The 18,863-nt window shown below is 50.7% G+C and carries 19 protein-coding genes and 1 rRNA gene; 3 read left to right on the forward strand and 17 right to left on the reverse strand.

From position 1 onward, the window contains the following. The first annotated feature begins 9 nt into the window (after nucleotides 1-9). Nucleotides 10-125, forward strand: a 5S ribosomal RNA gene (gene rrf / locus EHW56_RS12640). Nucleotides 126-337: 212 nt separating this feature from the next. Here the strand turns inward: rrf and EHW56_RS12645 are convergent. From EHW56_RS12645 to EHW56_RS12690, 10 genes are all read right to left on the reverse strand, one after another. Continuing rightward, the gene (locus EHW56_RS12645) at nucleotides 338-1,240 is read right to left on the reverse strand and encodes a LysR substrate-binding domain-containing protein (protein WP_152799964.1); all 903 of its coding nucleotides are present in this window, start codon (nucleotides 1,238-1,240) and stop codon (nucleotides 338-340) included. A 59-nt stretch (nucleotides 1,241-1,299) separates the two neighbouring features. Then, complete coding sequence (locus EHW56_RS12650) at nucleotides 1,300-2,844, reverse strand: HAMP domain-containing protein (protein ID WP_172970049.1); 1,545 nt, start codon at nucleotides 2,842-2,844, stop codon at nucleotides 1,300-1,302. Between the two features lie 214 nt (nucleotides 2,845-3,058). Next, a complete protein-coding gene (gene rsmC / locus EHW56_RS12655) occupies nucleotides 3,059-4,084 on the reverse strand; it encodes a 16S rRNA (guanine(1207)-N(2))-methyltransferase RsmC (protein ID WP_152799960.1) in 1,026 nt (341 codons plus the stop codon). A gap of 110 nt (nucleotides 4,085-4,194) precedes the next feature. Next, nucleotides 4,195-5,280, reverse strand: coding sequence for an AI-2E family transporter (locus tag EHW56_RS12660; protein ID WP_046075056.1), 1,086 nt, complete (start codon nucleotides 5,278-5,280; stop codon nucleotides 4,195-4,197). Between the two features lie 124 nt (nucleotides 5,281-5,404). Further along, nucleotides 5,405-6,556, reverse strand: a complete 1,152-nt coding sequence (hemW, locus tag EHW56_RS12665; protein WP_152799958.1) for a radical SAM family heme chaperone HemW — start codon at nucleotides 6,554-6,556, stop codon at nucleotides 5,405-5,407. 3 nt (nucleotides 6,557-6,559) lie between these two features. Then, nucleotides 6,560-7,156, reverse strand: a complete 597-nt coding sequence (locus EHW56_RS12670; protein ID WP_046075058.1) for an XTP/dITP diphosphatase — start codon at nucleotides 7,154-7,156, stop codon at nucleotides 6,560-6,562. Between the two features lie 28 nt (nucleotides 7,157-7,184). Beyond that, on the reverse strand, nucleotides 7,185-7,625 hold the full coding sequence (locus tag EHW56_RS12675; RefSeq protein WP_152799956.1) for a DUF4426 domain-containing protein: 441 nt from the start codon (nucleotides 7,623-7,625) through the stop codon (nucleotides 7,185-7,187). Nucleotides 7,626-7,779: 154 nt separating this feature from the next. Further along, nucleotides 7,780-8,334 carry a YggT family protein gene (locus tag EHW56_RS12680; RefSeq protein WP_046075060.1) on the reverse strand — a complete coding sequence of 185 codons (555 nt, stop codon included), beginning with the start codon at nucleotides 8,332-8,334 and terminating at the stop codon, nucleotides 7,780-7,782. Between the two features lie 16 nt (nucleotides 8,335-8,350). Next, the gene (gene proC, locus EHW56_RS12685; protein WP_046075061.1) at nucleotides 8,351-9,169 is read right to left on the reverse strand and encodes a pyrroline-5-carboxylate reductase; all 819 of its coding nucleotides are present in this window, start codon (nucleotides 9,167-9,169) and stop codon (nucleotides 8,351-8,353) included. A 53-nt stretch (nucleotides 9,170-9,222) separates the two neighbouring features. Then, nucleotides 9,223-9,924, reverse strand: coding sequence for a YggS family pyridoxal phosphate-dependent enzyme (locus EHW56_RS12690; RefSeq protein ID WP_077578287.1), 702 nt, complete (start codon nucleotides 9,922-9,924; stop codon nucleotides 9,223-9,225). Nucleotides 9,925-9,947: 23 nt separating this feature from the next. Here EHW56_RS12690 and EHW56_RS12695 point away from each other — a divergent pair, with 23 nt between their 5' ends. After that, nucleotides 9,948-10,976: a type IV pilus twitching motility protein PilT gene (locus EHW56_RS12695; protein WP_152799954.1), complete on the forward strand. Its 1,029-nt coding sequence runs from the start codon at nucleotides 9,948-9,950 to the stop codon at nucleotides 10,974-10,976. Here the strand turns inward: EHW56_RS12695 and ruvX are convergent. The 7 genes from ruvX to EHW56_RS12725 all read right to left on the reverse strand — a co-directional run bounded on the left by ruvX (nucleotide 10,961) and on the right by EHW56_RS12725 (nucleotide 16,699). Further along, on the reverse strand, nucleotides 10,961-11,389 hold the full coding sequence (ruvX, locus tag EHW56_RS12700; RefSeq protein WP_046075064.1) for a Holliday junction resolvase RuvX: 429 nt from the start codon (nucleotides 11,387-11,389) through the stop codon (nucleotides 10,961-10,963). The genes EHW56_RS12695 and ruvX overlap by 16 nt on opposite strands. Then, nucleotides 11,386-11,952 (reverse strand): YqgE/AlgH family protein, encoded by a 567-nt coding sequence (locus EHW56_RS12705; protein ID WP_046075065.1) that lies wholly within the window; start codon nucleotides 11,950-11,952, stop codon nucleotides 11,386-11,388. The genes ruvX and EHW56_RS12705 overlap by 4 nt, the downstream gene beginning before the upstream one ends. Before the next feature lie 87 nt (nucleotides 11,953-12,039). Continuing rightward, nucleotides 12,040-12,984: a glutathione synthase gene (gshB, locus tag EHW56_RS15345; RefSeq protein WP_046075066.1), complete on the reverse strand. Its 945-nt coding sequence runs from the start codon at nucleotides 12,982-12,984 to the stop codon at nucleotides 12,040-12,042. 18 nt (nucleotides 12,985-13,002) lie between these two features. Then, nucleotides 13,003-13,734, reverse strand: a complete 732-nt coding sequence (gene rsmE / locus EHW56_RS15350) for a 16S rRNA (uracil(1498)-N(3))-methyltransferase (protein WP_046075067.1) — start codon at nucleotides 13,732-13,734, stop codon at nucleotides 13,003-13,005. A gap of 98 nt (nucleotides 13,735-13,832) precedes the next feature. Beyond that, complete coding sequence (locus EHW56_RS12715; RefSeq protein WP_077578289.1) at nucleotides 13,833-14,375, reverse strand: SprT family zinc-dependent metalloprotease; 543 nt, start codon at nucleotides 14,373-14,375, stop codon at nucleotides 13,833-13,835. Between the two features lie 71 nt (nucleotides 14,376-14,446). Next, nucleotides 14,447-15,601, reverse strand: coding sequence for a methionine adenosyltransferase (metK, locus tag EHW56_RS12720; protein WP_152799952.1), 1,155 nt, complete (start codon nucleotides 15,599-15,601; stop codon nucleotides 14,447-14,449). A gap of 171 nt (nucleotides 15,602-15,772) precedes the next feature. Further along, nucleotides 15,773-16,699, reverse strand: coding sequence for a LysR family transcriptional regulator (locus EHW56_RS12725; protein WP_152799950.1), 927 nt, complete (start codon nucleotides 16,697-16,699; stop codon nucleotides 15,773-15,775). A gap of 173 nt (nucleotides 16,700-16,872) precedes the next feature. On the opposite strand from EHW56_RS12725, the gene EHW56_RS12730 reads away from it, so the two are divergent. Then, the gene (locus EHW56_RS12730) at nucleotides 16,873-18,858 is read left to right on the forward strand and encodes a ligand-gated channel protein (protein ID WP_152799948.1); all 1,986 of its coding nucleotides are present in this window, start codon (nucleotides 16,873-16,875) and stop codon (nucleotides 18,856-18,858) included. Nucleotides 18,859-18,863: the final 5 nt, after the last annotated feature.

Here is an 18,863-nt window from a genome sequence, read left to right on the forward strand (position 1 = left end):
AAAATTTTGCTTGGCGACCATAGCGCTTTGGACCCACCTGACTCCATGCCGAACTCAGTAGTGAAACGAAGCAGCGCCGATGGTAGTGTGGGGTCTCCCCATGTGAGAGTAGGACATCGCCAGGCTTTCATTGCTTATCTTGTTGATAGCTCGATGCTTTTGATATCTGCGATGCTCATGTATTGGCATACACTGTGCGTCTCGCTTCAAAATCCTCATAGCATCAAACAAGATAACTTAATTAAAGCAGCTACATGTAAGACTTTAATTAGCAGAAACACCAAGCCCTGACCTCACGGTCGGGGCTTTTTTGTATCTGTCGCGTGGTGATTGCTGGTTAAGTAGAAGAATGGGATTGAGGTTGCCAGTGTAAGCAGAAATCCCAGAAGCGGGTGAGTAGGCCTGATTGATATTTATCTTTATGACGCACAAGCCAATAGCGCCGGGATAATAGCAAAGGGAGTTCGAGGGCAACCACTCGACCATCGGCAATGGCGTGTTGAGCGGAGAGCTTAGACAGGTACGCCAAGCCTAACCCGGCACTTGCAGCATTTAAAATCGCTTCTGTGGTATTGAGCTCGAAAGAAAGGTGCCAGCGCTCGAAGCGAGGAGCAAGGCGTGAGAGAAAGTGCTCACGGGTGCCCGAGCCAGATTCGCGGATCAGCCAAGTTTGATTGTCGAGATCGCCCACACTTAACGGTGCGTGACTCACAAGTGGGTGATTAGGGTGACAAACCACCGCCATCTGATCGCTTAACCATGGCGTTTGCAGTAAATCGGGATGCAGTATTTCACCCTCTATCAACCCAATATCCAGCTCGAAGTGTTGAAGGCGAGCGATGATTTCTTGGCTGTTGGCAATCACTAATGTTTGTTGTTGATGACATGTCGCATGACGAAAATCACTAATCAGTGTAGGTAAAAGCTGGTTACCCACCGTATCGCTTCCACCTAGTCGCAACCAACCAATCAGTTGGCTATCGTCTTTTAGTGTGGCACTGATTTCGTCGCTGCGGGTGAGTAGTTCATCTGCTTTAGGGATAAGCGCTATCCCTTGGTCATTGAGGTGAAGTCGATTGCCGCGTCGATCAAACAAGGGGTAACCGAGCTGACTTTCTAACTCGGCGAGTGCCATACTGACCGCCGGTTTACTGAGAAACAGTTTCTTGGCGGCGGCGGTGATGGTGCCCTCTTGCACGATGGTTAAAAACACCCGCAGTTGAGGAAGAGAAAGCGTCATCGAAACCTAATGATAAAGAGTTTCAAACACTATAAGGCGGTGCCTGTGTGATGACAATCTTAACGCTGGCCTTTGTCTTGGCTGACCCAGTGCTGGATATCTAATTGTGCCTGTTTTAATGCCTGATAGTGTGGTGATTGCTCACTCGTATGCTTGAGAACAAACTCGAGCGTGCGCACTACATTTCGCCAACGTGGTGTTTTGGGGACGGTTTCTACGTGCAGGTACTTATCCAAGGTTCTTGTTTGAAAGCTACCTTTATCCTGGTAAACACGCCATAAGCCACTTTTTTCTGCTAGCCCGATTTTATCCCCACCCCAAGCGGCCAGAGCCAAGTTCATCGCATCCACTAAGCGACGATGAATACTCTCCGGCTGATGCGCTTGTGTCTCTTTATCGTTAATCGTGCTTGATGGAGAAAAATACGTCGCTCTCAAGCTGTGTTTCAAGTGGGAGAGTGCGCTTGCAAGGCGACCAATTTCATCTTTTCGCTGGCGATGGGTGACCGGATAGTCCAGTTCACCTGCGGCAAACTGCTCGGCGCACCAAGTCAGTTGTAAGATAGGCAGTGTCAGGCGGTGAGATAGCCAATGCCCAACACAGACTAATAAAACAATAACGACGATCACGAGTGTCGCACTGATCGCATACAAGTGGCGCAGAGGCTGATAGGCACGTTTTTGAGGTGTACAAGTGATCAACGCCCAAGACGCCCCCGCCACATTGACGGGTCGATACGCCGTGAGTTGAGGCATGAGTGTATATTGGCTTGGAGACATGACCCCTTGTTGGCCATGGAAAGCGGCATCGATGGCGTGCTTTGATGGCAAGATCGAGGGCCTAGCTTGATCAGTGTGAGGCACCCAACTGTTGAGTAACGATTGATGATTTTGATTAATCAGCCACAGCCCCGACTCTGGTTGCTGCCGTTGGCGAAGTGTCGCAGACAAGTTATCGGTTGTGGTGCTAATAGCAAGGACGCTTTGCATATGGCCGCTTTTAAGTATGGGGATCAGATACCAAGCTTGCATGGTGCGTGAGCCATGTGGCTCAAAGGCAGTGCGCATCCATTTAGGGCGCTGCTGGGCAGGCATATTCATCAATTGCTTGATCGCATTTTTCAGTGATGGGTTGTCCTGTGTCATGGGGTGGGCTTTGACTGTGTATACGAGGTTTTGGTTTAAATCAAACATCGCGAGATTGTTGAACGCGTATCTTGCTAACCAAGATTGAAATTGGTGATGAAAGCGACGATATAAGCGGTGATACTTTTGGGCTGTTACGCCAGCATATTGGTTCGGAGACTGTTGAAGGATCGGTATGAGTCGACGCTGCGATTGGCGCGTATCATCACCGAGTTGTTGGAATGCATGAGGAAAGCCATAAAAGCGTCCACCGCTGCTGGTTGCTAGATCAGAGGCTGCAAGATTGGTTACCGCGCGCACTTGGTCATTAAAATATGATGTGATGGTGACATAGTAACGATCGCGCTCGCTCTCGAGCTGTTGATGGGCTTGATCGATCAGCAGTTGCGACTGACTCCAAGTAAAGTATCCCGTCAAAATCACCACAGGGATAATACTAAGACTAAAAAACCACCACATAAATCGGCGTTGAAGACGTGTAGAATAACCTATATCCATTTGCACGCTGTGAATACCTCTCCCTGATCACGCGGGCTTGAATCGCAAACGGCTGCCAAAAGGCAGCCGCGAGAGAGTAGACGCTAACACGTCCGATCAGTCAAAACTGTGACCTGCTGTCAGGTATCCAACCTTACAAGTGTGTTACTCGACTGATTGATGGTGTTGTCAGCAACTAGCGTGCTTTTCGCGCATGATAAACGGCAAATCGACGGGTTTTCGCGAGGGTATCGCACTGACCGAATCCTTTTTCAATAATCGGCGGATAACGTAAGAAGCTGTTGGCGACGATCGCTAATTGGCCGTGACGGCGCAGGTAGCGAGGTGCGTTTTCCAGCAAGGATTCGGTGGCATGGTAAAATGTCTCCAATCCTTCATGGAAAGGTGGGTTGCTTATAATGGCATCAAACTGCTGTCCACTGACGGCCCCTAACATGTCAGAGACAAAAACAGAGCCGCTGAGCCCATTGGCCGCGAGCGTCGCTTGGGTTGATGCGACCGCTAAATGACTCACATCAACACAGGTGACCGTACAGCTTGGGTGGGTAGCCAGTAGTACCGTGCCGATAACGCCCGCGCCACAGCCGACATCAATCACATCGCCTTGTATGTCGGGCAGGTGCTGGAGTAATAAGGCCGTGCCATCATCAAGGCTTTTGTGACTAAACACACCGGGTAAAGCACGAACAGTGAGTGATAGGCTGCCTACTTGGAGAGGGTAGTCGTGAAACCAATCTGCCAGGCTAAATGACGCCGCCGGTGATGTGCACTGGCCATGGTATAGGCTGCATCGGCGAGCTGAATCTTGTTTAATGACTTGGCCATACGGTGCAAAACGTTTTTCGATGCTTTTGACGCCACTGCGGTTTTCACCCACTACGATCCAGTCGACATTCGCGCCGAGACGATGCGTGAGCATCGCGAGAAGAAAATCGCCTTCCGCTTTTGACTTAGGCCAGTAGAAAAGTACCACGTCGACGGCGCTATCATCCGTATATTCTGCGCCTGCGTGTACATGGATGTCAGTATTTGCCATTCGTGTGGCATAGCCATGATGGGTCGTAAATACCGACACGCGTGCGGCATGAGACAGTAGCTGCTGGGCAAAGTCATCTTCGAGCTCCCCGGCCAATAGAACATGTTTATTGGCGAACAAGGTGAGGTGACGCTGAGCAATCTCGCTGGGTGCCGTGAGGGTCATGAGGGTTCTCTTTCCGGTTATAAGTACTTATCGGCCGCGTTTGAAGGTAGGGTGGCGCGCCAAGACAAGGATTTTCCCACAAAGCGCGCACTAGGCCAATATCAAACCCCCTACGCGTTATCTTGTCGGTCAAGAAAGCGTTCAAATTCGATCTCGTACATCCGAAAGAGTACCAAGGTAATCGAAAAGATAATCGGACCATAGATAAGCCCCATCAAGCCGAACAGATGAAGCCCTCCTAATAGTGAGAAGAAGATAAGCAAGGTATTCATCCCCGAGTTACCTTGCATGAGGAAGGGACGGAGTAGATTATCGATGGAGCCGACCACCACAACACTCCATATCAGTAAGGCGATAGCCCATTGCCAATCGCCCGTGGCCACCAAATACAGCACGGTTGGCAGCCAGATAAGCGCAGTGCCTACCACAGGGATAAAGGAGGCGAACGCCATCATGGTCCCCCAAAATAGTGCTGGCAGCCCGACGGCCCACATCGCTAGCCCGCCGGCGGCCCCTTGCGCCAAGGCGGTAAGAAAAGACCCAAGCACGGCAGACTTGGCGACCTTCTCTACTTCATCCAGTAACTGATCTTCTTGGCTTCGTGATAAGGGGATCACGTGGCGGAGCGTATGGATAATGCTGTCGTGATCACGGAGCAAGAAAAACAGGACAAACAACATCAGCATGAAGGTGATAAAAAAGTCGGTCACATCACCTAATACCTTGGAGCTAAATTCGAGCATTTGGCCACTGAATGAAGACATCCAAGCCGCCAGCTTTTTCACGGTTTCTTGTGGGTCAATTAAATCAAATGGCAGCCACTGGTTGAGAAAATGCAGCGACGATTGTATTTGCGGGTTGTTGAGTAACTGTTTTGCGCCGCCGTTGTTGAGCCATTCGTAACTGCGTGTAAAAAAGCTCACGCCTTGCTCGATAATGGCCCCTGCTACCACGGTGAGCGGAATGATGATGATAAAGGTGATTAAGACACAGGATATGACCGACGCCGTGTTTGGGCGTTGTCCAATGCGATCTTCAATACGTTTATGAACAGGGAAAAAGAGCAAAGAGACAATAAACGCGAGTACAATTGCGCCAATATAGGGCTCGATAAGTAAATAGCACGCATAGGCTGCGATGATCAGCGCGGCGATTAAAGTCCAATGTTTCGGCTCGACACGAAATGACGAAGTCACAGGGTATCCCTCTTAGGCTGGTTGAATGAATCGCGCTTGCTTTACTTGCCGTCAAAAGACCAATCCGCCGCTGGGCAGGTAAAGGCGCCTAAACAATAGGCACCTTAACATACAGTTTGTTGCACTAGTCAGCTAAAAAAATGGCCAAAAGATCGTTGAGGAAGAGTTTACCTTTGGCGGTCACTTGCCAATGTGTCTCGGACTCAACGAGCAGACCTTGGTCATACGCTTGAGCTAATGGCTGGTTAAGGTGGTCGAGAGGCAACCCCGTGCGGGCAACAAACTCGGCTTTCGGACAAGGCTCGAGTAGGCGAAACCGGTTCATGAAGAACTCAAACGCGAGATCAGTCTGTTTCACCCACTGGCTATCGGTGAGATAGGCCTTTTGTGGATCAAGATAGCCGCGTGGATGCTTCACTTTAACTGTCCGAAGCAGGCGAGGCTGATCGCCATTCGGTAAGGTGAGTTTGCCATGGGCGCCGCAACCAATCCCCAAGTAGTCGCCAAAGCGCCAGTAGTTGAGGTTATGAGCGCATTGATGATCGGGTAAGCTGTATGCAGATGTCTCGTATTGCACGTAGCCAGCGTCGGTAAGCAGCTGATGGCCGCGATCAAAAATGTCCCACAAGGTATCTTCTTCTGGCAGGGTCGGTGGTTTGGAGTAAAACTGGGTGTTGGGCTCGATGGTCAACTGATACCAAGACAGATGTGGCGGCTTAAGTGCGATGGCTTTTTCCAAGTCACCCAGTGCTTCTTGCTCAGATTGCTCAGGTAAACCATGCATTAAATCGAGGTTAAAACTGTTTAATCCAGCTTGATGAGCAAGGTGGGCCGCACGCTCTGCCTCGCCAGGGCCATGAATACGCCCTAGGCGTTCGAGCTTATCAGCAGAAAAGCTCTGCACCCCGATAGAAATCCGGTTAACGCCTGCTTGTCGATAACCGATAAATTTATCGGCTTCCACGGTGCCAGGGTTGGCTTCCATGGTCACTTCCATGCTCTTACTGACGGGAAGGCGTGCTTTGATGCCATCCAATAGGCGTGCTATCTGTGAAGGCGACATCAAGCTTGGTGTACCGCCTCCAATAAAGATCGAGTGCAGTGTGCGCGTGATGACTGAAGGGTAGGCGGCAAGATCGGTATCAAGATCGTCAAGCAGCGCATCGATATAATCCTCTTCTGGGATCGCGCCCTTTTGGGTATGCGAATTAAAATCGCAATAGGGGCATTTTTGTACACACCAAGGGATGTGCACATATAAACTCAATGGGATCATGGCTTATTGCGACGCTTTTAAGGCTTGGAACAGGGCGTTGAGTGCTTGTCCGCGGTGAGAGCGTTGTTTTTTCTCGGAAGCGGGCATTTCTGCTGCGGTACACTGCTGATCGGCAGGTAAAAAGACCGGATCGTAACCAAAGCCGTTTTCCCCTTGCGGTGCGTGAGCGATTTGCCCTTCCCACACCCCGTGGCAGACTAGTGGTGTTGGGTCATTAGCATGACGCATATAAACCAATACGCAATGGAAGCGAGCCTGGCGTCCATCATTGTCTGTATCATGCAATGCTTCTAACAGTTTAGCGACATTATCCGTATCACTGGCCGTTTCCCCCGCATAGCGCGCAGAGTAGACGCCTGGTGCGCCGTTTAAGGCATCGACTTCAAGGCCTGAGTCGTCGGCGATGGCGGGGAGGCCGGTCACTTTCGCCGCATGACGTGCCTTAATGATGGCATTTTCGATAAAGGTGGTGCCTGTTTCATCAACTTCTTCAACGGCAAAGTCACTTTGCGGCAGGACGTCGAAACCAAATTCGCCGAGTAGTCCCGCCATTTCTTTTACTTTGCCTGCGTTCCCCGTTGCCAACACAACTTTATTCATCACAGTTACCTATTGGTTTATGGCCCGACTATGGGGCATCGACGTAAAACGTATAATTATAGTCAAAAGACGCATTGCGGTTTCCTTCGGCGTTAAGGTCGATATGGAAGCGATACGTCTCTTCATCATCGGCTGCGAAGGTGGCGATGTAGTAGATCGCGTCCCCTTCTCTTACCTCGGTAAAGTCCAGTTCACGACTGTTTCCGACCAAGTTTTTTACTTGCCCGGTGATCTCGGCGGCTACCGCCGGTTTTCCCAGTTGCATGGTATCGAGAACGGCAATGTTGACCAAGCCTCGATAGCCACTACGAGTAATGTCGTACTGCTGGGCGATTTCGGGTGTCAAGAAAGTGGTCGAGAGCGTGTTGTAATGCACTTCCAACTCACCGACTTCTTTAAACTGCCCCGCCCAAGCCGGTGTGATAAGCAAACTCAATACCATGCTGAGCGCTGCTACGATCTGACGCATAATCATTCCTTGTGATAAAGCGAAGTGAGGTTCGCTATCAATACGTACGGGTGCCTAAGTACGATCCGCCGTACATCGTTGGCACCCGTGAGATTCCGTAAGCGGTGCAACCCGTGGCGATAAGTCGAGGGAGACTTATCGCGTGGCGATTCGCTTACAGGGCATACCAAATCGGGCCAATAAAATCGCCGATAAGCATATTGATAAATTGGAGCGCGATAAAGATCACCAGAATACTGAGATCGAGCCCACCGATGGGTGGAATAATACGGCGTACTGGCGCACATACCGGCTCAGTAAGTTGATGAAAAACATACTCTACTGGATTGTTGCCTTGGCTGACCCAACTCAAAATGGCACGCAGGATCAGCACCCAGAACAGCAACTTACCCGCGGCTTTCAGTAAGGCAATGGCAGAGAAGAGGAACATGCCAGAACTCATTGCAAAGGGGTTGCCGGCGACTAGATCCAGTACCACAAATTTCGCCACCATGAGCAGGTAAGCAAACAGTACCGTTGCCAGATCCAAACCACCGAGTGCCGGGATCATACGACGCAACGGGCCCACCACAGGCTGGGTCGCTTTGACGATAAATTGAGAGAAGGGGTTGTAAAAGTCTGCGCGCGCCCATTGTAGCCAAACGCGTAGCAGCACCACCATGATGTAAAGATCAAACGCGGTGTTGATCAGAAAGGTCATTGCATTCATATCGTTGCCTTAGTGATTAAAATTCTTGTTCCATTTGTTTGGCGCGGCTGACTGCCGCCTGCATGGCCTGTGCCACTATATCGCCAATGTGGTGCTGGTCGAAAACACGTAACGCTTCAGCGGTTGTGCCGCCTTTCGAGGTTACCTGCTCACGCAATTGGCCAATGGTTGTGTCCGTATTACTTACCACCATTTCTGCCGCCCCTTTTGCGGCTTGCTGAACCAGCTGCCTGGCTTGCTCGTCGCTAAAGCCTTGGCGGATAGCTTCTTGATGCATCGCTTCCATAAAGCGAAAGAAGTATGCCGGTGCGCTGCCTGCAGCCGCAATCACACCATTAATTTTTGCTTCCTCATCGACACAGCAGACCTCGCCGACGGCTTTCATCAATGCGGTGGCGTAGTGTTTATCCGCCTCCGTTACCTGGCTAGATGCATAGAGTCCGCTCATTCCTTGGCCGACAAGAGACGGTGTATTCGGCATGACACGGATGAGGTTGAGTGTGGTACCAGCCATCTCACACAGACGATGAGTACTGATGCCGGCTGCTATCGAGATCACCAGTTTCGAAGACCAATCGACAGCCGATAAATCGCTTAAAACCTGCGCCATTAATTGTGGCTTGACCGCCAAGACAATGACGTCTGCCGCTTGGCAGGCATGCAAGTTATCACGGGTGGTTTGGATGCCATAATCCGTACTCAGCACATCGCCAGGGTGGGCGCTGGGTGATGAGGCCGTTATCGCAGAGGTGGGGTAGCCTGCACTCACAAGGCCAGCAATGATGGATCGCGCCATATTACCGGCGCCAATAAAGGTAAGGGAGCGATGTTCCATGAAAAGCGTTCCTGTTGTTCTCGTCATTGTATTGGTTTATTACGACCGCTTCGTTAGCGGCTGTCTCGCGCGCCAAAAATCGCGGTGCCGACACGTACCATGGTGCTACCACACGCAATCGCCGCTTCCATGTCACCACTCATGCCCATCGACAAGGTATCGATACTCTCTGTCTGCTCACGGAGGGCATGAAACGCATTTGATAAAGGTTCAAATGCGGCGCATTGTCGCTGATAGTCCGTCTCAGGCTGTGGAATAGACATTAATCCTCTGATATTCAGGCCGGGTAGGGCTCGGATATCTTCAATGAGGGCGATGGCGTTATCCACGGTTAACCCCGACTTTGATGCCTCGCCACTGGTGTTTACTTGTACCAAGACATTGAGCGGCGGTAAATGTGCCGGACGTTGCTCGCTCAGGCGTTTAGCAATCTTCAACCGATCGACAGAATGCACCCAGTCAAAGTGCTCTGCAATCAACCGTGTTTTGTTGGACTGAATGGGGCCAATAAAGTGCCATTCAATGCGTGCTTCGGGGTGATGCTGGGCAAAGTAGTCAATTTTTTCTACCCCTTCTTGCACGTAGTTTTCCCCAAACGCCTGTTGTCCCGCGGCGATGGCATCTGCGATCGCCTCGATAGGCTTGGTTTTGCTGACTGCAATTAATTGCACTGAGTCCGCGAGTCGACCGCATTTTTGGCTTGCGTGGTCTATCTGTTCCCTGACCTGTTGAATATTGTTCTTAATATGACACATACCTGATTCTGCAAGGAAAATGAATGGATATTAATGAGCTACTTGCGTTTAGTGTAAAGCATCGCGCGTCAGATCTACATCTTTCTGCGGGGGTGTCGCCTATGGTGCGGGTAGATGGCGATATGCGCAAGCTTAGTCTGCCACCGCTTAGCCACCAAGCTGTACGGCAATTGGTACTGGCGGTGATGAGCCCTGAGCAGCAGCATAGTTTTGACAATGCATGGGAAATCGACTTTTCCTTTGAGCTGGCCTCGGTGGCGCGTTTTCGTGTTAATGCGTTCCATCAGCAACATGGCTGTGCGGCGGTTTTTCGTGTGGTGCCAACGGCTATCCCAAGGTTAGAGGATTTATCCGCGCCGCCACTTTTCAGTGAGCTGGCTTTGTTACACCAAGGATTGGTGTTGGTGACTGGGCCGACAGGCTCGGGGAAATCGACCACATTGGCGGCCATGATCGCGCAGATAAATCACCACCAGCAAAAGCATATTGTGACAATCGAAGATCCGATTGAGTTTATCCACCCGTCCGAGCAAAGTTTGGTCAACCAGCGAGAGGTCAAGCGTGACACTCAGTCTTTTCAGCAGGCATTGCGCTCCGCGCTGCGTGAAGACCCAGATGTGATATTGGTGGGTGAGCTACGTGATTTAGAAACCATCAGCTTGGCATTAACCGCGGCAGAAACCGGGCATTTGGTGTTTGCGACCTTGCATACCGTCAGCGCTGCTAAAAGTGTGGATCGTATCATTGACGTTTTTCCGGGCAGTGATAAACCCTTGGTACGTTCAATGCTGTCTGCTTCACTGCGGGCGGTTATCTCTCAGCAGCTTGTCAAAAGTGTCCAAGGTCAGCGTGTTGCCGCTTATGAAATCATGACGGTGACGTCAGCGATTTGTAACTTGATCCGAGAGGATAGAGTGGCGCAAATCACCTCCATGATGCAAACCGGCACCGCGCATGGCATGCAGACCATGGCGCAAGCGATGGCACAGCTAGAGAACCAAGGCGTGATTGCGCCGCAGGAGGCGATAACGTCCACTCAATCTGTGTATTGACGCTCAAACCAGCTTTCGATAATCACCACCGCAGATTGGGCGTCGACGGCGCCTTTTCCTAGCGCCTTATACCCGCCGCGGGAAAACAGATCCGCACGCGCTTCACGGGTAGATAGGCGTTCATCGTGCAGCTCAACCGGGTAGCCGAAACGTCCATGCAGGCGGTTGGCAAACTTCTTTGCCCTTGGCGTGATGGTCTCTAAAGGTTGACCGTGTAAATCAAGCGGTAAGCCTACCACCAGATAATCGGGTTGCCAGTCTTTGAGTATGGCTTCAATGTCATCCCAATTTGGGATCCCGTCTCGGGCTTTTAAGGCACACAAAGGGCGAGCGGTGCCAGTTAGCGACTGGCCGATGGCAACGCCAATGCTTTTGACGCCGTAATCAAATCCAATAATGGTTTGTGCGTTCATGCATGTCCTACTTGTGAAGAGAGGTTTGCGGCGTCAATGCCGAGCTGATCGAGCGCTTTTTGCCAACGTTGGTGAACGGGGGTATCAAAAATGACCTTGGGATCGGCTTCCAGTGTTAGCCAGCTATTGTCGGCCAGTTCCTGCTCGAGCTGTCCCGGCTCCCAGCCTGCATAGCCCAGCGCGACCAGAAATTGCTCTGGCTGTTGCTCGGTGCCGAGAATCGAGAGAATATCTTTTGAGGTCGTGACCGATAGCTGATCAGACAGGGGAATACTGGTGCCATACTCACAGGTTGCAGGATGCAGCACAAAGCCTCTGTCTTCGGAGACAGGACCACCAAACAACACAGGTTGAGACAAGCTCTCTGTGGTGCTTGAAAGGGGGAGCTGGCGCTCGACGTCAATTTGATCCAGCATTTTGCCGACAGACAAATTAATGGGGTGGTTAATCATCAGTCCCATTGCCCCATCATGGCTATGCTCACAGACATAAATGACACCATGCTGAAAACGGCTATCAGCCATACTGGGCATCGCGATTAAAAAATGATTTTTCAGATCCATATCGCCGTCTCCTGTTGGTGCGCGTACCTTGAGTATGCGCGAAGATTGATGTTTTAGATAATGAAGGAGGCGCTGCGCCTCCTCAAATTAGGCGCAGCGTCTGGCGATCGCCTCCATCAAGATGTCACCAATTGAAATGTCATACGCGGCGTCAATCTCGCGAATACAGGTCGGACTGGTGACGTTGATTTCTGTTAGCTTGTCGCCAATCACGTCGAGCCCTACGAATATCAGCCCTTTCTCTTTCAATGTCGGAGCGATCGCGCGTGCGATTGTCCAATCAGTCTCTGATAAAGGACGCGCTTCGCCACGGCCGCCAGCAGCCAAGTTACCGCGCGTTTCACCGTCGGCCGGGATACGGGCTAAACAGTAGGGAACCGGTTCCCCATCAACAATTAAGATGCGCTTGTCACCGTTGCTGATGTCAGGGACGAAAGTTTGTGCCATGCAAAAACGTTGGCCATGCTCGGTCAGGGTTTCAATAATCACCGACAGGTTCGGATCGCCTTGTTTGACTCGAAAGATAGACGCGCCGCCCATGCCATCGAGTGGTTTTAAAATCACATCGCCGTGTTCGGCTTGGAATGCTTTAATTTCGTCGGCACGACGGGTCACCAAAGTGGTCGGCGTATGCTCTGGGAACCACGCGGTATAAAGCTTTTCATTGCAGTCACGCAAACTTTGCGGCTTGTTAACAATCAATACACCCGCTTCCTCAGCCCGCTCTAACATGTAGGTTGCGTAGATGTATTCCGTATCAAACGGCGGATCTTTGCGCATCAATATGGCATCAAATTCTCGCAATGCGAGGGTTTGGGTTTGGTCGATTTGGTACCAATGGTCAGGGTTATCCATCACAGTCACACTGTGGGTGCGAGCGTATGGTTCACCTTGCTGCATTGACATATCTTCCATCAAGATATAATGCACTTCCCAGCCGCGTTTTTGTGCTGCCAGCATCATGGCAAACGTGGAGTCTTTTTTCACACTGATGGCCTCGATGGGGTCCATCACAACACCTATTTTCATCATGTTTCTCCTGTTTGCCGGTTAACCCAAATCGCCAAAACGGACTTGAAGGGCCGTGATGGCGGTGAGCGCCGCGGTTTCTGTTCGCAACACGCGTGGGCCGAGTAGGATCTCTTCAAAGCCGTGTTCGCGTGTCATTGCAATCTCGTCATCAGACAATCCGCCCTCTGGGCCAATGAGCAAGCGTAGCTTGTCGGGGGCGTCGGGTAGCGTATTGATAGAGTAGGGGGCACGCGGATGAAGGTTCAGTTTTAAGCCATCAAACGCCTGCTGGCACCATGTGTCTAGATTGATCACCGGGTTAATGGTGGGCACCACATTACGGCCGCTTTGCTCACAGGCGCCAATCGCGATTTTTTGCCATTGTTGGCGTTTTTTCTCGAGTCGCTCAGCATTGAGTTTCACTCCGCATCGAGCCGATAAAAGGGGAGTGATGGTATTCACGCCTAATTCGACCGATTTTTGAATGGTAAACTCCATTTTCTCACCACGTGAAATCACTTGGCCGAGTTCAAAGTCAAGCGGTGACTCGACACTGTGTGATTCGCAAGCGGTAATGGTCGCGACAACCTGCTTTTTACTGACTTCCGTCAGCATAGCGGGAAACTGCGCACCACTGCCATCAAAGAGCAAAATCGGTTGTTCAGGTTGCATACGTAGGACGCGACCGAGATGGTTGGCAGCTTCGCCACTCAGTGTCACATCGCCTTGCGATGGCAAGGGCGTTGGGTGATAAATTCGAGGAATTCGCATTGTGCTCGTTTTCCATGGTCATCTCGCCTTCAGTGTAACATGGCTACGGGGGCGATAGGCTTTGTCACTAATATGGGGTCGAGTGGTGAAAAAACAAATTATTCTAAGGCGTCAAGGTTTCTCACTAGTGGCTGTTGACAGCGGTTGCAGCGATAGGTGGCTTGTCCGCGCTGTATTTTATTGTGGCGGCGAATGGATAAGGCAACAGGGCCACACTCACACTGGTACGCGAAGGTTTTGCCTTGCACGGCACTGATATCAAGCTGGTGGGTGGTATTGGCAGGGGCATTAAATACCTGGTTCATTAGCGAACGCCACTCAGGACCATGTGGTTTTACCCGACCGTATAGCGCAAAGGTAACCAAATGACAGACCTCATGAGGGATCACTTCGTCGAAAAAGGTCTCTGGTGCTTGCTGTAAAAGGATCGGGTTAAACCTAACACGCCATTGCGTGGGGTGCGCGGTGCCAGCGGATTGACCCCGTAGTGTGAAGCCAATCGCAGGATAGTGTAGCTGGGTACCTAATTGACGATTAGCCGCATCAATACACTGGTAAACACGCGTGTTAGCCGCTTGCTGTAATGCATCAGGTGACCAAGCGGTCTTGTCAAAGGCGAATGCGTCAGAAGCAGAAGACATAGTGTGGCGATCCTAGTGGCGATCAAAAAGGGAAGCCGAAGCTTCCCTTACAAGCAATGAGTACGTGGAGATTACCCGAGCTTGGCAAAGTCGCGCAATAGCGCTGCTTTGTCGGTTTTCTCCCAGGGGAAGATGTCGCGACCAAAGTGGCCATATGCAGCCGTTTGCTTATAGATGGGTTGTAATAAATCCAGCATTTCCTGCAAACCATACGGGCGTAAGTCGAAGTGTTCACGAACCGCTTTAGTGATCACTTCTGGGGCCACTTTTTCGGTACCGAAGGTCTCCACCATGATAGAAGTGGGTTCCGCAACGCCAATCGCGTAAGACAACTGGATTTCACAACGGTCAGCAAGACCTGCGGCGACAATGTTTTTGGCCACGTAACGCGCGGCATACGCGGCAGAGCGATCCACTTTTGAGGGGTCTTTACCCGAGAAAGCTCCGCCACCGTGACGGGCTGCACCGCCATAGGTGTCGACAATGATTTTACGGCCTGTTAAACCACAATCGCCCATCGGTCCGCCAATCACAAAACGGCCCGTTGGGTTAATGAAATACTTGGTGTCTTTGGTCAGCCATTGTGCCGGCAATACTGGCTTGATGATTTCTTCCATCACCGCTTCGCGCAGATCGTCGGTTGAAATACTGTCGCAATGCTGTGTTGAGAGCACGACGGCATCAATACCCGCAATTTTACCGTTGTCATACGCAAAGGTGACCTGGCTTTTCGCATCTGGGCGTAACCAGTCTAACGTGCCGTTTTTACGTACTTGCGCCTGACGCTCGACCAAACGGTGTGAATAGGTGATGGGGGCAGGCATCAGCACATTGGTTTCGTTGGTGGCAAAGCCAAACATGATCCCTTGGTCGCCAGCGCCCTGATCTTTCGGGTCGGCGCGATCAACCCCTTGGTTAATGTCTGGGGATTGTTTACCAATGGTATTCAATACGGCGCAAGAGTTGGCATCAAAGCCCATGTCCGAGTGCACGTAACCAATATCGCGCACGGTTTGACGGGTGAGCTCTTCGATATCGACCCATGCCGAGGTCGTCACTTCCCCGCCTACCATGACCATACCGGTCTTTACATAGGTTTCGCAGGCAACGCGTGCTTTGGGATCTTGCTCAAGAATGGCATCCAAGACCGCATCAGAAATCTGATCGGCGATTTTATCAGGATGGCCTTCAGAGACGGACTCTGAGGTAAACAGGTGCTTAGCCATGTGACACTCTCATTGATTATCAAGAATACCGACGATACGTAGCGAATCGTTTCGCCGATCATCTCAGATGTTTTAACTTCTAGACGTCTATTTTATTCGTAATTGTGATAAACGCAAGTCAGTTGATGCATATGGGTGTCTTAAGGTATAGCAAAATTGGCTGAGATGCGCTTACACCGCGTGGGATACTGGCTGTGGCTTCACTGACCCCCATGATGAGGGAATCGCCTCTTGCAGCCAGTGCACCAGTGATTCGACACGCAGAGGAAGACGGCCAGCGCTGCAGTTAAGACGCAACGGAATAGGTGCTGAGGCCCAGTTAGGCAAGCAGCGCATAATTCTATCAGGATGATGGTGTTGATAACCTGTGGCGCTCCAGATCGGTAGCAATCCAACGCCCTGCCCATCGGCGATAGCATCCAATTGAATGGCTATCATATCGCAATTAAAGCGGCTAGGCATGGCGCTTAAGTGGTAGGTACTGTCGTGGTCATAAAGCGTTAATCCTTGTCGACGTAGGGCAAAGACATCTAGCCAAGGGTGTTCATCGAGCAGGCTAGGATGCGTAAACGGGCCATATTGGCTGACATAGCCTGGTGCCGCGTAAATACCATATTGCCAATGGCCAAGCTGATATGAGCGGCAATTGACCGGTAACATGATGTCTCCTGCCCAGATGATAAGATCGGCCGACTGAATACGTTGTGCACTGACTTCGCTTGTTAATGTGATGGATACTTTGGGATGCTCAGCGAGAAAACGACTGATCAATGGAGCCGCCCAACCGCGCATCATTCCGGGGTGGCAAATCACTTCTATCGCCCCTTGAAGATGATTATTTAACCCCTGGATCGCTTCTTCACTTTCCTCTGCTAAATCGAGCATTTGTTGGCAGTAGTGAGAAAAAATCTCTCCCGCTTTGGTTAAGACCAGTCTATTACCTTGTCTTTGCGTTAAAGGCTGGCCTAGGTCGGCTTCCAGTTGAGCCAAGCGACGACTCACCGTTGACTTAGGTTGGCCCAATGCCTTAGCGGCAGCGGTAAGGCTTTGATGATGACACAAAGCCGCAAACGAACGGATCGAAGAAAAATCCTGCATAACGGTCCTTTTTCACTTCGGTGAAGATTCATATCAATGGTTCGGCATGAAGCTCACTGCCTCGTTCTATTACTGGAACGAGGTGTTCCTGTTTTGTCCCTATGCGTCCGAACTCAAACGTGAATAATTATCAACTAACAAATAATAATCATTATCACAAAATGGAGTTGATTATGTCCAGTTGTCTTCGTCCCGTTGTTCTCGGGATGGTATTAGCCGGTATGCCTGTGAGTGCTATTCATGCGGCAGAAGCGGGTGATCAAAATACCGAAACTATGGTGATCACAGCGTCAGGGTTTGAACAAGCCACCGCAAAGGCACCAGCAAGTATTAGCGTGATTAGCCGTGACCAACTTGAAGATCGTTATTATCGCGATGTTACGGATGCATTAAAGCGTATTCCTGGCGTGGTTGTGACCGGAGGCGGTGACACCACGGATATCAGTATTCGCGGAATGGGCTCAAAATATACCCTGATGCTGGTGGATGGAAAACGTACCACCAGTCGCGAAACACGCCCGAACAGTGACGGGCCTGGCATTGAGCAAGGTTGGTTACCTCCGCTACAAGCGATTGAGCGTATTGAAGTGATTCGGGGGCCGATGTCGACCTTGTATGGCTCTGATGCCATCGGTGGGGTGATTAATATTATTACTCGTCGTGAACAACATGAATGGCATGGCAACGTGCAGTTGAGCACGTTATTACAAGAAAAACGCGCATCAGGCGATGAACAAAGCGCCAATTTTTACTTGTCTGGCGCGTTAAGCGATAAGCTAGGGATGACGGTATCAGGCCAAAACGTTCAACGCCAAGAAGACGAGATTACTTTCGGTTACGAGGACAAATCTTTACGTAGTCTTTCTACCTCGTTGACTTACGGTGCCAGCGATTTTCAACAGTGGACCTTGGACTTGGGCGCGAGTTCGCAAGAGCGAAATGGCCACATAGGCAAAACCGTTCCCACGGATGATAGCCAGTGTCGAGGCAACCAATGTGAAAACAGTAACAATGAATATCGGCGGCAATCAATCGCCCTTGGGCATGAAGGGCATTGGACGTGGGGCTGGTCAGATTCACACTTACAGTACGAGCAAAGCCGCAATAAAAGTCGCGAAATGACGATTAAGAACACCGAGTTTAAAACCCGTCTCATTCGTGATTTTGAAACACACACTTTGACGGTCGGTGGCTCGGTGAACAAAGCGAAGTTGGAGGACTTTACCTCTAATAAAGCGTCGAGCCAAACTGAGATTGACAATACACAAGCGGCTTTATTTGTCGAAGATGAGTGGCGTGTGATTGAGCCATTTAGTCTGACCCTCGGCTTACGTGTCGATCATGATGAAAACTATGATTATCACGCTAGTCCACGCCTGTATGGTGTTTATCAGCTCACCGATAGCTGGACAGTAAAGGGTGGGGTCGCGACGGGGTTCCGCTCGCCACAACTGCGCGAAATTGCCCCGAATTGGGCACAAGTTAGCCGAGGCGGGAATATCTATGGTAATCCTGATCTGGAGCCCGAGACCTCTGTTAACTCAGAAGTCAGTATCAACTACCAAGGCGATACGGGGGTCAGTGGTTCGCTAACCGTATTCCATAATGATTTTAAAGATAAGATAACCCGTGTCACTTGTCCCGCGTCAACCTGTCCACCTACTGTCTATTACGACAAGGAAGAGGAAAAAACAAAAACTAAACCGTCCACGATTCGGATTAACGTTGATGAAGCGGTCACTCGAGGGATTGAAGCGAGCCTATTCGTGCCGGTCACGGAGACACTCGATGTGAGTGCCAGCTATACTTACACCGATTCGGAGCAGAAGACGGGGGCGTATAAAGGCCAGCCTTTAAATCAAATTCCCCAGCAGCTCGCGTATGGCGAAGTCAATTGGCAAGCCACGGAAAGGCTGAACCCTTGGATCAGCGCGACCTATCGTGGCAAAGAAATGGATCCTGTGAAAGGTCCCTCTTCTCGCAGCAATATTGAGCCTGGGTATACCATGATGGATACAGGGGCGAACTACCAACTGACCGAATCGATTGAGCTTCAAGGTGCTATTTATAACTTGTTCGATAACACGCTTGAGTACGACGATTATGGTTATATCACGGATGAGCGTCGTTACTGGTTGGGAATGAATATCCACTTTTAAGTGCT

Source organism: Salinivibrio sp. VGrn1, assembly GCF_009377995.1.
GTDB classification, from domain to species: Bacteria; Pseudomonadota; Gammaproteobacteria; order Enterobacterales; family Vibrionaceae; genus Salinivibrio; species Salinivibrio siamensis.